Source organism: Xanthomonas sp. CFBP 7698, from assembly GCF_003600855.1.
In the GTDB taxonomy this organism is placed as follows: domain Bacteria; phylum Pseudomonadota; class Gammaproteobacteria; order Xanthomonadales; family Xanthomonadaceae; genus Xanthomonas; species Xanthomonas cannabis.
In genome coordinates, this window is the sequence record NZ_PRDN01000003.1 from 443,209 (window position 1) to 457,234 (window position 14,026).

Annotated in this window: 11 protein-coding genes; 1 reads left to right on the plus strand and 10 read right to left on the minus strand. The window is 67.1% G+C overall.

Annotated elements, in window-relative coordinates; translation table 11 throughout:
• Positions 1-36: 36 nt before the first annotated feature.
• The 10 genes from XnspCFBP7698_RS15780 to XnspCFBP7698_RS15830 form a co-directional block, all read right to left on the minus strand.
• On the minus strand, positions 37-1,023 hold the full coding sequence (locus XnspCFBP7698_RS15780) for an alpha/beta fold hydrolase (RefSeq protein WP_104580245.1): 987 nt from the start codon (positions 1,021-1,023) through the stop codon (positions 37-39).
• A 63-nt stretch (positions 1,024-1,086) separates the two neighbouring features.
• Positions 1,087-1,986, minus strand: coding sequence for a lysophospholipid acyltransferase family protein (locus XnspCFBP7698_RS15785; RefSeq protein ID WP_199680198.1), 900 nt, complete (start codon positions 1,984-1,986; stop codon positions 1,087-1,089).
• 21 nt (positions 1,987-2,007) lie between these two features.
• Positions 2,008-2,436: a hotdog fold thioesterase gene (locus XnspCFBP7698_RS15790; protein WP_104580247.1), complete on the minus strand. Its 429-nt coding sequence runs from the start codon at positions 2,434-2,436 to the stop codon at positions 2,008-2,010.
• Positions 2,437-2,678: 242 nt separating this feature from the next.
• Positions 2,679-4,703 carry a phospholipase D-like domain-containing protein gene (locus tag XnspCFBP7698_RS15795; protein ID WP_123137566.1) on the minus strand — a complete coding sequence of 675 codons (2,025 nt, stop codon included), beginning with the start codon at positions 4,701-4,703 and terminating at the stop codon, positions 2,679-2,681.
• Entirely contained in the window at positions 4,700-5,272 is a 573-nt protein-coding gene (locus XnspCFBP7698_RS15800; protein ID WP_104580248.1) for a YceI family protein, read from the minus strand. The genes XnspCFBP7698_RS15795 and XnspCFBP7698_RS15800 overlap by 4 nt, the downstream gene beginning before the upstream one ends.
• A 3-nt stretch (positions 5,273-5,275) precedes the next feature.
• On the minus strand, positions 5,276-5,752 hold the full coding sequence (locus tag XnspCFBP7698_RS15805) for a histidine phosphatase family protein (protein WP_005992684.1): 477 nt from the start codon (positions 5,750-5,752) through the stop codon (positions 5,276-5,278).
• Positions 5,753-5,765: 13 nt separating this feature from the next.
• Positions 5,766-6,398 (minus strand): ParA family protein, encoded by a 633-nt coding sequence (locus XnspCFBP7698_RS15810; RefSeq protein ID WP_005992682.1) that lies wholly within the window; start codon positions 6,396-6,398, stop codon positions 5,766-5,768.
• A gap of 162 nt (positions 6,399-6,560) precedes the next feature.
• Positions 6,561-7,625 carry a hypothetical protein gene (locus tag XnspCFBP7698_RS15815; protein ID WP_104580249.1) on the minus strand — a complete coding sequence of 355 codons (1,065 nt, stop codon included), beginning with the start codon at positions 7,623-7,625 and terminating at the stop codon, positions 6,561-6,563.
• A gap of 66 nt (positions 7,626-7,691) precedes the next feature.
• The gene (locus XnspCFBP7698_RS15820) at positions 7,692-8,609 is read right to left on the minus strand and encodes an AEC family transporter (RefSeq protein ID WP_047695559.1); all 918 of its coding nucleotides are present in this window, start codon (positions 8,607-8,609) and stop codon (positions 7,692-7,694) included.
• A 596-nt stretch (positions 8,610-9,205) separates the two neighbouring features.
• Positions 9,206-9,841, minus strand: a complete 636-nt coding sequence (locus XnspCFBP7698_RS15830; RefSeq protein WP_104580250.1) for a hypothetical protein — start codon at positions 9,839-9,841, stop codon at positions 9,206-9,208.
• A gap of 195 nt (positions 9,842-10,036) precedes the next feature.
• Between XnspCFBP7698_RS15830 and XnspCFBP7698_RS15835 the strand changes: the two genes are divergently transcribed.
• Positions 10,037-13,744, plus strand: a complete 3,708-nt coding sequence (locus XnspCFBP7698_RS15835; protein WP_104580251.1) for an indolepyruvate ferredoxin oxidoreductase family protein — start codon at positions 10,037-10,039, stop codon at positions 13,742-13,744.
• Positions 13,745-14,026 lie beyond the last annotated feature (282 nt).

Consider the following 14,026-nt stretch of genomic DNA (forward strand, 5'->3'; position numbering starts at 1 on the left):
AACCGCTATTGTAACGATGCGCGCTGCGCCGCCGACCTACCTAGCAGCGGCCAGCCGCTCGGCCACCCAGCGTTCGGCGAAGCCGTCGCCACGGGCATTTTCCAGAAACCCGCAATGCCCGCCCCAGCGCGCGATTTCCAGGTGCGCATGCTCGGGCAACTGCCAGCCGGCGAAATCCTCGAACGGAATCACCGGGTCGTCTTCGGCCATCAGGATGTCCGCGGGCACCTGCAGGCCGGTCAGGCGCGCGCCGGCAATCGAATAGCTGTTGAAATACGCTTCCAGCGACCCGTGGCCGGTGTGTTGCACGGCCAGCCAGGCCATCAGCTCGCGCATGTCCAATGCCAGGGTGGCATCGTCGTAGCCGTGCTGGTCCGGAAACAGCTTGCGCTTGCGCAGCAGCGATTCGCGCCATTTGCGGCGGAAATACCAGTCGTAGAACTGCGGGCCCTTTTCCAGCTGGGTCATGGTGGCCGCCGGGTCCAGCAACGGGCACACCGCCGCCACGCGTGCCAGCGGCAGGCCGGCGGCCGGTGCGCGCAACGCCAGCCGCAGCGCGAAGTTGCCGCCCAGCGAATACCCGGCCGCCAGCAGCTGCGGCGCCGGAAAGCGCCGCCACAGATCGCCTGCGGCGTTGACCACCTCGTCGATGCGATCGGAGTGGAACAGGTCCACGTTGAGGTGATGGGTGCCGCCGTGGTCGCGGAAATTCAGCCGGAACACCTGGTAGCCCAGGCCGAGCAAACGCGCGGCGGTCAGCCGCATGTAATTGGAATCGGCGCTGCCTTCCCAGCCGTGCAGCAGCAACACAGTGCCGCGCACCGGCGCATCGACGGGCGGCACGCTCATCCAGCCCTGCAGGCGCACGCCGTCGCCGCCATCGAGAATATGTTCGCGGGTGACTGCGCCGCTGGCGCTGAGCAACTGACGGCTGCGCAGGCGACGCAAGGCGCTGCTGCCCAGCACCGACTGCACATGCGGGTTACGCAGCCAGCGCGGCGGCTGGAAGTCGGAGGCGTTCATGCGCGCATCGGGCCCGGCAGCAGGATGCTGGCCGCAAGGAAGATGCGTGCGTGCATGGTCGGCTCAGGACTCCATCGCGGCGATGATGCGTTGCCGCGAGGTATCGGCCAGGCGACGACGTCCTTCGAGATCGAATGCGGCGATCGGCTCAAGGAAATGCACCTCGGCCAGCCGCGACGGCTCGCCGAGCAGGCGCACGATATTGGCGAAGAAACTCTCGCGCTCACCAAAGGCCACCACCGCCTGCGCATTGCCGCGCACGCCGTAGCGCAGCGCCACCGGCTGCACCGGCACGCCGGCCTCCACCGCTGCCTGAAAGATGCGCGCATGGAACGGGCCGACTTCGGTCCCGCCGCGGGTGCGCCCTTCCGGGAACACGCCCACCGGCTTGCCGCTGCGCAGGCGCTGCAGCATTTCCAGCAGCACCCCGCCCAGCGATTCGGTATTGCCGCGCTGATGGAAGATGGTCTGGCCCTTGGTCGCCAGCCAGCCCACCAGCGGCCAGCCGGCGATTTCGCGCTTGGCTACAAAGCCCATCACGCGCTGGCTGTGCAGCATCGAGATGTCGACCCAGCTGACGTGGTTGGCCACGAACAGGGTCGCGCCGGACAGCGGCGTGCCGAAGCGGCGCAGCCGGAAGCCGAAGATGCGCATCAGGTTGCCCTGCCACCAGCGGATCATCCGCTCGTCCAGGGTGTCTGCAGGGCCGGTGCGGATGCGCGCCAGCGGCGGGGCCACCACGCACAGCATGGTGATCGGCAGGCCGATGCACAGGTGCAGCAGCAGCAACGGCACCCGATACAGGTACCGGAACCAACGCGACGCGCCGCCAGCCTCGCGCGTGGCGTCCAGGGATGACTCGCTCATTCGACCAACGGGACCGGTGACAGGGAAAGGGAGCACGACGATTGTGACAGCAGCATGGGCGCGGCGCAGCGCCGGCAGCGGATGGCGCTGTTCCACCCATGCCGTTGCCGGGTGTGCTCAGCCATTGCTGCGTGCCACCACGGCCAGGGTCAGGCGCGACACGCAGACCCGTTTGCCGGCCGGGTTCTCGATGACGATGTCCCAGACCTGGGTGCTGCGCCCCACATGCACTGCGCGCGCGGTGCCGGTGACCAGGCCGTCGGTGGCCGCGCGCAGATGGTTGGCGTTGATTTCCAGCCCCACGCACATCTGCGTGGTCATATCCACGCACAGATTGCCGGCGCTGCTGCCCAGGGTTTCGGCCAGCACCACCGATGCGCCGCCGTGCAGCAGGCCGTACGGCTGCCTGGTGCGCGCGTCCACCGGCATGGTGGCGCGCAACCAATCGTCACCGGCTTCGGTGAACACGATGCCCAGATGGTCGATCAGGGTGTTTTTGCTGGAGGCGTTGAGGGCAACGAGGTCGACGGGAGCGCGGAAGGTCATGGGCAGGGAATCGGGAATCGGGAATCGGGAATCGGGAATCGGGAATCGGGACAGCATCGGCGGCGCTGGGGTCTGATGCAACTGCCTTTCGGCTATCTGCGGGCCGAATTGCGCCAGCGACTTTCAGCGGGTTGGCGGCGCGGCCTATTTCCGCGCAACGTGCCATTGCAGCGGCGCGCCACGGCACGATGCCCCCACCACGCGCCGTCTGCACGCCGGCCCAGGCCAGCACGCTGCAGCGATCAGAGAATCGGCACCAGGCCCGCACCGAAAGCGGTCAGCATGCGTACCAGCAGCCATTTCGGTCCGACGTTGACCTCGGGGAAATCGCCCACCGCCACATAGCACTGCCGGAACTGCGGGTCCTGTCGCTTGAGCGGGAACGGGCAGCCCGGGCCGGGCTGGAACTCGTAATTGGTCGCATAGCGCCAGGGCCAGAAATCCAGCACCGGCAAGGCTTCCGACACCTTGCCCACGCTGTAGTTCAATCCGCTGAACAGCGGCGGTTTTTCGCGCGGAGCCACCGTCCAGGCATTCTCCGGGCTCATGTCGCGCTCGATGCTGGCCGCCAGCGCCTGCGCAAAGCGCACATCGTCGATGACGACCGCGGCCTCGGTGTTGTAGTTCTCGCTGCGCGGATCGAAGTTGTGCGTGCCGATCACCCCGATGCGGCGGTCCACCACCAGCGATTTGGCGTGCAGCCCCATGCGCGCACCGGCGCGGGTCACCGGCAGCGGTTTGTTGACCGCGCGCGTGCCCAGGAACGAAGGCCGCGTTTCGGTGCGCAACACGCGGCGATCAACTTCGCTGCCGCCGGGTGCACGGCCACCCCCACTGCTGCCGCGAATCACGCTTCCGGCACTTGTGCGCCCGTCCCCGCCGCTGCTGCCCCGCATCGCATTGCCGGCCGCGCTGCCGCCGATCAACCGGTTGTCGCGGTTGTCGCGGCTGTCCTCGTTGATCTCCGAGGCGGGGTTGAGCGGATCCGGCACCAGGTTGGCATAGTCCACCGGCGCATCCAGCGGGAATGGCTTGAACTCGTACACGTTGAAGCCCAGCTCGCGCAGGTTGCGCCGTTTGAACTTGTACGAGAGCGCGTACACGATGGGGTTGTCGGTGGCGGCCAGGCTATTGCTCGACACCACGACGCGCGGCGGCTGCGGGCGTTTGCGCAGATCGCGGAAGATGGCCTGGGCCTCGTCGGACAACACCAGGTACGGCGTCTGCAGCAGTACTTCCTGCTGCGCATTGGCGATCAGGCCATCGAGTTCCGGCGCGGTGGACACCGCCTTTGCGCCATGTTCCTTGCGGTGCTTTTGCGGCAGGTCGGCCACATACAGCACGCGCTGCACCGGCATGGCCGGGGTCACGAAGGCGTCGCGTATGAACTGCGCGTCGCCTGCCTCGCGATCGACCCGCGCCACCCGCTCCGGGCGCCGGAACTGTGCCGGCGGCATCTGCGGGGCGCCCTGCTCCAGCAACAGCCGGCCGACATCGTTCAGGCGCTCGGCCGGAATGCTGCGCCGCGCGCGCCAGAACGCATCGAAATTGGCCGCCATCGCACGCACTTCCGGCCCGGCCAGAATCACGTCGCGGTCGCGGAAGTTGTACTCGCTGTCCCAGTCGTAATAGTCGTCCTGGTAATTGCGCCCGCCGACCACGCCGAGCACGTCGTCCACCACCAGCAGCTTGTTGTGCATGCGCTGGTTGAAGCGACGGAAACAGCACAGCACGCTGCCGGCATAGTCGAAGTAGTTGAGCTTGACCTTGCCGAAGGTGGGGTTGTAGATGCGCAGTTGCAGGTTGTCGTGGCTGCTGGCGAGTGCGCCCAGGATCTGCAGATCGGCGATCGCCGACAGCTGGTCGATCAGGATGCGCACCTTGACCCCGCGGCGGGCCGCGTCGGTCAGCGCGTCCAGCACCATGCGCGCGCTGTCGTCCTTGTCGAAGATATAGGTCTGCAGGTCGATGCTGCGGGTGGCGCTGCGGATCAGGTTGAGCCGCGCCACCAGCGATTCCTCGCCGTGGTCGAGGATGGTGGCGTAATGCCGTGGCGCGGCCGGCGTGGAGGCGGTGATGGCCTGCCCGCCCAGCGCGCGCAAGGGCGAAGGCTGGGCGCAACGGTTGGCCTGGGTGCAATCCACCACCGTGCTGCGCGCGGCAGCGGCAACACCGGCCGCGCGGTTGCGTTCGGTTTGCGACAGGCTGGCGCATCCGGTGCCGAGCAACAGGGTTGCCAGCACCAGGACCCTCAACAGGAACCTCACGGGCGCCGCGCCTCCTGCAGCCGCCCACGCAGAATGAACGTCACCCTGTCGCCCAGGGCCATCTGCCACGCATTCATTCCGTAACGTCCACGCAGGACCGTACCTCGGCTGATCACGTCGCAATCATAGCCCGGCCGTGCGCATTCAGCTGGCGCCACATGCAGGGTCTCGATGTGGGTGATTCCGCGGATGGTCAGGTTGCCGGTGATGTCGCCGCCCTGGTTGACCACCTCTTCGGCATAGGGGAGCGACTCGAATTCCACCACCGGGTAACGCGCCACGTTGAAGAAATCCTCGCCACGCATCCAGCTGGTGTAGCGGTCCTTGCCGGGAATCTCCACCTGGGTGGCGTCCAGGCGGAACCGCACCTGCAGGCGCCGGTCCGGCAGCTCCACCAGTTCACCGCGAAACCGTGGAAAAAAGCCCTCGATCTTCATCCCGAAGCGGGTCTTGATCTCGAACCCGAAGCGCGACTGCGCCGGGTCGATGGTGTGCACCTTCTGCTGTGCAAGGCAGGGCAGCGCGACCCAGAGCGCGAGCCAGGCGAACCAGCGCAGCGACGATGTCACGGATCAAGGCCACCAGAAGGCGGTCAGGCGGGCGATGCCCGGCTCGATGGTGGCATCCAGCGGCAGGGCCAGCAGGGCGATTGAGGCGGTCGGCATGCCGCGGTAATCGCCGGTCTGCCCACTGTGCATCAACGCGGCCAACCGCTCCAGGCCCGGGTTGTGGCCCACCAGCAGCAGCCGCTCGGCCTCGCGATGCTCGTCCACCAGGCTGGCCAGGGTGCCGGGCGTGGCCTCGTAGATGCGTTCGTCCAGCCGTTGTTCGATATAACCGGTGAGCTCGAGGACCGCTTCCAGGGTCTCGCGGGCACGCCGCGCCGGCGAACACAGCACGCGGTCGGGCACCAGACGCTGCTCGCGCAGCCAGCGCCCGGCCGATTCGGCCTCGGCGATGCCGTGCGGCGACAACGGGCGGTCGAAATCGGCCTGGCCGGTGTCGGCCGGTTCGGCGTGGGCGTGTCGCAACAAGATCAATTCGCGCATGGGAACTTTCCGGTTAGGACTTCTTGAGCCACTTCAACAGCGGCTCCCAGTCCTGTTGATGGTCGCGCACCTGCGCCGAGCGGTAATCGAACAAGCTGCGCCCCAGCCCGGCCATGACCACATAGGCCTGGGTGTCGCGCAATTGGGTCACCAGCGGATAGGGCCAGGTGCCGATCATCTCGGCGGCCTGCTGCGAGGTCTGGGTCCACGGACGTGCGCGGTTGAGCACCAGGCCCACCGGCAGCTTGCGCTGGTGCACGCGCGGCACCTTGGCGAGCGTATTGAGGAAGCCCACCACCGCTTCGATGTCCAGCGCCGAGGACAGCACCGGCACCACGATGGCGTCGACATGGTCCAGGAAACCGCTCAGGTCGTCGGCCATGGCGCCGGCCGGGGCATCGATGATCAGCTGGTCGGTGCCATCGGGCACCGCGGCCTGCCAGTTGCGGCGCTTGGTGGCATCGATCGGCAGCACCGCACTTTCGAGACTGGCGCGACGCTGCGCCCAGCGGGTGGACGAACCTTGCGGATCGGCATCTGCCAGCACGGTACGCTGGCCCTGCAACGCCGCGTGTGCGGCCAGATTGGTGGCGATCGTGGTCTTGCCGACGCCGCCTTTGGAGGCGGCCACCAGGACTGTCTTCATGCACGCCTCGCTTCCGGGAGCAAGCCGGCAGCGTACACCGCAGCTGGGTGAGGAAGTAGTCGAAAGGCGTTAAACGTCGAACGGCGGAAGGTGTCGCAACGCAGCATCGCTCGCCGGCAACGTAGCCAACGCAGGCATACGGCGGCCAGCAGGTTATCTGGACTACTGGACCGCTGCGCTCGGCTGCCACTGCGCAGGCGGCTGCGGTGCAAGGCCTTGACGCTGCACCAGCGCGCGCAATGCAGGCACCTCGCCTTGCGTCAGGAGGGCGTCCAGATCGATGGCTTGGTCGGTGGCCGTGGGCGCGCGGCGTTGGTATTGCTGCTGCAGCCACTCCAGCTCTCGCAGCCGCGCCTGCCAGCGCGTGGCGTCGGCACCGCTGCTCAATGCGGCCATGCGCCTGGCGCCGACCATGGCCGTCAGCATTGTCGACTCGTCATTGGCCACGCTGTTGAACACTGCCATGCATTCGTCGCGCAATGCGGGCGTAGCAACATTGGAAGTGCAGCGGCGCACCACATCGCCTAACGCGGGAAGTGCATGTGCAGACCAGGCGCCCATCACGAACATCGCAGCCATGCCCGCGCCGGTGGAAGGCAGGCCTTGCGCGTCGAGTTGCGAGCGCAAGCTGACCGAGGTCAGCGATGGCCATTGCACGCCGTCGTAGGTGGCATGCAGGGCCTTGCCAAGTTCCAGCGCGCCGCTGTCGAAATGATCCGCCTGCACCGCCGCCTGCCAGGCGCGTTCGGCACCCGGCTGATCGCCGCGCCGCTGCGCAGCGGCGTAGGCCCGCAGGTGCACATCCGCATTGCCGGCATCGGCCTGCTCCAGGAAGGCAAGGGCAGCATCTGGATCGCAGCGTAATCCGGGCGCGCAACCGACTGCTTCCATCCGCGCTACCATCGGGTCGCGCGGCCGCGCGTCCAGGGCGCGCTGCAGCCAGACGCGCTGGATGGGCGCATAGCCTCCCTCTGCGGCGGGCGCGGTGTCGTCGTGCTCGGAATCGGCCCACAACAGACCGGCCAGATACAGCTGCCTGGGATCACCGCTGGCCGCCATGCTGCGCAGGCGTGCCTGCATGGTCTGGCCGACCTGCTGCGCCCAGTGATCCACGACAGGGTCATTTGCCGGAGCCGATAAATTGGAGGACGGCACCGAGGCGGCATGTGCCATGCAGACGCTACCAATCCACAGCAGCGTACTGCCGATCACGCGATATCCGTACATGTGTTGCTCCTGTCCATGTGATGGTGCACGTTGTTGAGATCAGCATTTCATAAGGGTTGAACCGCATCAAGCTACCAGCTGCGCCAGCAACCAGGCCCACGCGGGCAGCGTGAGCAACGACAGCAGGATGCTGTAGCCCACCATCGCCGCCGCCAGCCTGGGGGCCAGCCGATGCGAGATGGCCAGCGCGGCGGCGGTGATCATGGTGGGCATGGCCGATTCGAGCACATTGGTCTGCAGCAGCAGGCCGCGCAGGCCAAGCGCCCAGGACAACGGCAGCGCCAGGACCGGCATCACCGCCAGCTTGAACACCAGGCCGACCGCCAGTGGCTTGAGCTCGTCGGCAGGCAGACGCAACTGCAGCGAGAAGCCGACCGCCAGCATGACCAGCGGCAGCATGGCATCGGCCAGGCTCTTGAGCCCGGAGCCGATCCAGGCCGGCGGCTGCTCGGGCATCAACGTCAGCGCGAACAGCAGCGCCCACAGCGGCGGGAACTTCAGCACCCGGGTCAGGATGGTCCTGGCGGTCGGTGGGGTGTCGCCGCTGTAGCGCGCCAGCACGTACAGCCCGAAGGTGGACAGCAGCACGAAGGTGCCGAACTGGTCGTAGACCACCGCATACGGCAAGGCCTGATCGCCAAGCAGTGCGCGCACCATCGGAAACCCGATGAAACTGGAGTTGGTGAACACCACGCACATCAGCAGCGCGGCGTAGTCGGCACGGCCCAATCGCAGCAGGCGGCTGCAAGCCCACAGCAGCGGCACGATGATCGCGGTGAGCAGCCACGGCGTGGCGATCACCCCGCCCAGCGAGGCGTCCAGGTGCAGGCGCGGCACGTAGGTCAGCACCGAGGCGGGCAGGCAGATGTACAACACCACGCGATTGAGCACGTCGGCGCTGTTGTCGGGCAGCACCCGCAGACGGGCGAACAGCAAGCCAAGGCCCAGCATCGCCAGGATCAACGCAAAGGCATCCACCGCCATGCGGGGTCAGGTCCATTGGAAACAGAGGCACAGGATCGCATGACGCAGCGCGGGCGTCGGCAGAGCGCTGGCGTGGGGCGCGCTGACGCGAGGCGCGGCATGCAATTCGGTCATCTGGTCTATCCCGAAGTCGGCATCCCGCATGAGCGCTGACGTGACGTACTTGCGGCGTGTCCCGCGAGGCGGACGGGCAAGGGAAGTGCAGCAATGCCGCAGCGTCGAGGGCGCGGTGCCCTCACCGCTCGCGGGACACGCCGTGAATCCGTCCGTGGAGGCTCGGTGGCGGCATCCATGCCGCCACACGGTCCCGCAATCGGCGAGGACACCACGCCAGACAGTTGGCTGGTGGTTTTGTTGAAAGCTAAGACACCGCGTCGCCAGCTTGGTAGTCGCTATTGAGATCCATGCGCATCGACCATCTGGACTGGTCCTTGCCCGCCCACCGTCGCGGGACCCTTGGCGGCATGGATGCCGCGCCAGAGCTCACATGGACGTACTTGCAGCGTGTCCCGCGATGGTGCACGGGCAAGGGCCCTGCAGCAACTCGGCCCGGTGCACGGCCCGCTGCGCGACACTCCCGCAGCGGAGCGAAGCGCTTACGGGAACGCGGGCGGGTTGGCCTGCCATGCCGTGAAGACCTCGGCCAGGCTGGCGCGCTCTGCCTCGCGCCAGTCCGGCAGCAGGCTGGCGTAGCTGGCGGTACTGCTCCAGCGATCGGGCCAGGTGCGCACGGCGGCGGCGTACCACTCGGTAGCCTCCTGCTTGCGCCCGGCGCGCCACAGGGCCAGCGCGGCCGTCACGGGCAGCCACTCCGGCGTGGCCGGGCGGCCATTGGCCAGGTTGGCCCACTGCTGCAGCGCCTTGTCGGGCTTGTCGGCGCGCAGCAGGTCCCAGCCGTAATTCCAGGTAATTGCGCGATATTGCTGGCTGCCGTTGGACACTAGTGCCAGCGCGCCCTGGTATAGCTCATCACCCAGTTGCGTGCGCCCGCCCGCATAGGCCAGCGAGGCCAGCTGGGCACGCGGTTCGGCCGCGCGTGCGTCACGTTGCACCATCGCGGCCAGGCGGTCGACCACGGCATCGCCCTGCCCCTGCACCGCGACCACCGCCTTGGTGGTGCTGCGGTCTTCGTCGAAATAGAACTCCTTGGGCTTGGGCAGGCTCTGTGCCTGCGCCAACGACCACACGCCCCCGAGCAGGGCCAAGGCGGCCCATGCGTATTTCCTTTTCACTGTGTTTTCCCCTGACAGCAAACGACCCCTTCCCATCCCCATCCTAACCGCAGCGCGACGGCTGCGCATCCGCATGCGGACGGGCGCGTGAAAGCTGACTGTTACACTTTGCGCCGCCGTTTTGGAATCCGTCGGGCGGATCATCTGGTTTCAGATGACCTGCACCGGGTCCCAGCCACCCTTTCCGGGCACGCCATGACCAGTACCGCTGCACTTTCTTCTCCCGACTCTGCCAATACGCCGGAGCTCGGCCGGGTGGATGCGGACTACACGCTGGACCACAAATACACGCGCACCGACGGGCGCATCTATCTGTCCGGCGTGCAGGCGCTGGTGCGGCTGCCGTTGCTGCAGCGCCTGCGCGACGAGGCTGCCGGCCTGGACACCGCCGGCTTCATCAGCGGCTACCGCGGCAGCCCGCTGGGCGGACTGGACCTGGAGCTGTGGCGCGCGCGCAAGCATCTGGACGCGGCCCGGGTGACCTTCACCCCCGGCCTGAACGAGGACCTGGCCGCCACCATGGTGTGGGGCACCCAGCAGACCAACCTGTTCCCCGGCGCCAAGGTGCAGGGCGTCTACGGCATGTGGTACGGCAAGGGCCCGGGCGTGGACCGCAGCGGCGACGTGTTCAAGCACGGCAATGCCGCCGGCACCTCGCCCTTTGGCGGCGTGCTGGCGCTGGCCGCCGACGACCACGCCTGCCGCAGCTCGACCCTGCCGCACGGTTCGGAAGACGAGTTCGTCAGCGCGATGATGCCCATCCTCAACCCGGCCGGGGTGCAGGACATCCTGGACATGGGTCTGCTGGGCTGGGCGATGAGCCGCTACACCGGGCGCTGGATCGGCTTCAAGACGATTGCCGAAACGGTGGAATCGTCCGCCTCGGTGGACGTGGACCCATTCGCACGCACGATCGTGCTGCCGGAGGACTTTGCGCTGCCGCCGGGCGGGTTGAGCATCCGCTGGCCGGACCCGCCAGTGGATCAGGAAATGCGCCTGCATCGCTATGCGGTGGCCGCGGCGCAGGCCTTTGCACGGGCCAACCGGATCGACCGCATCGTGCTGGATTCGCCACGCGCGCGGCTGGGTATCGTCACCACCGGCAAGAGCTACCTGGACGTGCTGCAGGCACTGGAATACCTGGGCCTGGATGCGCAGGCCTGCGCGCAGATCGGCATCCGCGTGTACAAGGTCGGCATGACCTGGCCGCTGGAGCCGGTGGGCATCAGCGCGTTTGCGCGCGGGCTTGAAGACATCGTGGTGGTGGAAGAGAAAAAGGCCTTCATCGAGCGCCAGATGAAGGAGCTGTTCTACAACTGGCCCGCCAGTGCGGGGGCGCGGCCGAGCATCGTCGGCAAGTACGACGAGCAGGGCGCGTGGATCCTGCCGTCCACCGGCGAGTTGACCCCGGCCACCATTGCCGCGGTGATCGGCAGACGTATCCAGCGGTTCGGGTTGCCATCGAGCACATTCGCCGACGCGATCGAACAGCGGCTGCGCTGGATGGAGATCAAGGAAGCGGAGATGGCCTTGCCGCGTGCGCAGTTCCCGCGCGTGCCGCATTACTGCTCCGGCTGCCCGCACAACACCTCCACCGTGGTGCCGGAAGGCTCGCGCGCGCTCGGCGGCATCGGTTGCCACTACATGGTGACGTGGATGAACCGCGCCACCGACACCTTCACCCACATGGGCGGCGAAGGCGTGACCTGGTCGGGGCAGGCGCCGTTCACCGACACGCCGCACGTATTCCAGAACCTGGGCGATGGCACGTATTTCCACAGCGGCTCGCTGGCGATCCGGCAGTCGGTGGCCACCGGCGTCAACATCACCTACAAGATCCTCTACAACGATGCGGTGGCGATGACCGGCGGCCAGCCGGTGGACGGCACGCTCACCGTGCCGGACATCGCGCATCAGCTGCGCGCCGAAGGCATCCACGAGATCGCCATCGTCAGCGACGACATCGGCAAATGGACGCGTCGGCGCGACCTGTTTCCTGCCGAGGTCGCGTTTCACGATCGTGGCGAACTGGATGCGGTGCAGCAGCATCTGCGCACGGTCAAGGGTGTGTCGATCCTGATCTTCGACCAGACCTGCGCCACCGAAAAACGCCGCCGCCGCAAGCGCGGCAAGCTGATCGACCCGCCCAAGCGCGTCATGATCAATTCGCTGGTGTGCGAAGGCTGCGGCGATTGCGGCGAGAAGAGCTTTTGCGTGTCGGTGCTGCCGAAGGACACCGAATTCGGGCGCAAGCGCGAGATCGACCAGTCCAACTGCAACAAGGACTATTCCTGCGTGTCGGGTTTTTGCCCGAGCTTTGTCACCGTGCATGGCGGTGCGCCGCGCAAGGGCAAGCAGCGCGATGCCAGCGCGCTGCTGGACAGCCTACCCGCGCCACCACAACGCACCACGCTGGAGCGCCCCTGGAACATCCTGATCACCGGTGTCGGCGGTACCGGGGTGGTCACCATCGGCGCACTGCTGGGCATGGCCGGGCATCTGGAAGGCAAGGGCGCCACCGTGCTGGACCAGACCGGCCTGGCGCAAAAGGGCGGCGCGGTCACCACGCATATCCGCATTGCACGCACTCCCGGCGACATCCATGCAGTGCGTATCGCTGCGGGCGAAGCCGACCTGGTGCTGGGCTGCGACATGGTGGTGGTCAACGATTATTGGGTGCTGTCCAAAGTGCGCGATGGCCGCACCCAGGTGGTGCTCAACACCTACGAAGCGATGCCGGGCAGCTTCACCACCCAGCCGGATCTGCAATTTCCGGCGGCTGAGATCATCGCCGGCGTGCGCACTGCGCTTGGCGGGCAGGAGCCGTTGTTGCTGGATGCCACGCAATTGGCCACCGCGCTGCTGGGCGATGCGATCGCCAGCAATCTGTTCGTGCTGGGCTACGCCTGGCAACACGGGCTGGTGCCGTTGTCGCATGCGGCGCTGATGCGCGCGATCGAACTCAATGGCGCGGCTGTTGCGATGAATCAGCAGGCCTTTGCGTGGGGCCGGCTGGCGGCGGTGGATCTGCCGGCCGTGCGTCGTGCAGCAGGCCTGGGCACCACAGACGCACCTGCGCACCTGCACGGCGACACGCCGGCCGCACGCGCACCGGGCAGTTGGGAAGAACACGATCTCAGCGGTGCCAGCGCACCGCGTGCACTGGCGCAGACCGATGGCAGCACGCTGCATGGCGGTGCCGATGCACCGGCACATCCGCTCGATGACGAGCAGCTGGCGCAATCGCTGGACGAGGCCATCGCGCGCCGGGTCGCATTCCTCACCGACTATCAGGACGCCGCCTATGCGCAGCGCTATCGCACGTTGGTGGAACGCGTGCGCACGCACGAAACCCAAAGCGCGCCGGGCAGCAGCGCCTTGACCGAAGCGGTGGCGCGCTACGCATTCAAGCTGATGGCCTACAAGGACGAATACGAAGTGGCGCGCCTGTACACGCGCGGCGATTTCCAGCGCCGGCTGCAACAGCAGTTCGAAGGCGACTACACGCTGCGCTTCCACCTGGCGCCGCCGTTGCTGGCCAAGAAGGATGCCAACGGCAACCTGCTCAAGCGCGAATACGGTCCGTGGATGTTCACCGCCTTCAAGCTGCTGGCGAAGCTGAAATTCCTGCGCGGGGGCAAGTTCGACGTGTTTGGCTACACCGCCGAGCGACGTGGCGAGCGTCAGCTCATCACCGATTACATCGCCACCGTCGAGCACCTGCTGGAGCGTCTGGATGCCGACAACGTGGGGCTGGCCGCGCAGATCGCCAGCATCCCCGAACACATCCGTGGCTACGGTCATATCAAGCACGCGCATCTGCAGGAAGCCAAGGCACGCGAGGCGGCGCTATTGGCGCAGTGGCGTAACCCGAAGGCGTTACACGTAGTGCAGGCGGCCTGAGGCAGCCTTCAGCAATCACTGTAGCGCGACCGCTGCGGCCACGGAGCTACAGGGATGTAGTTGCAGCGTGTCCCGCGAGGGTGGGCGGGCAAGGGCCGTGCAGCAAAGGCGCAGATGATTCGCTTTGCGCCTGATCTGTCCGTAGCGAGCAACCAGGTTGAGACACCTGCAATGTGCGTATCGCGAGCGCTTGGCGATCTTCAAGCCTGGTCGAGGGCGCGGCGCCCTCACCGCTCGCGGGACACGCCGTGAATCCGTCCGTGGAGGCTCGGTGGCGGCATC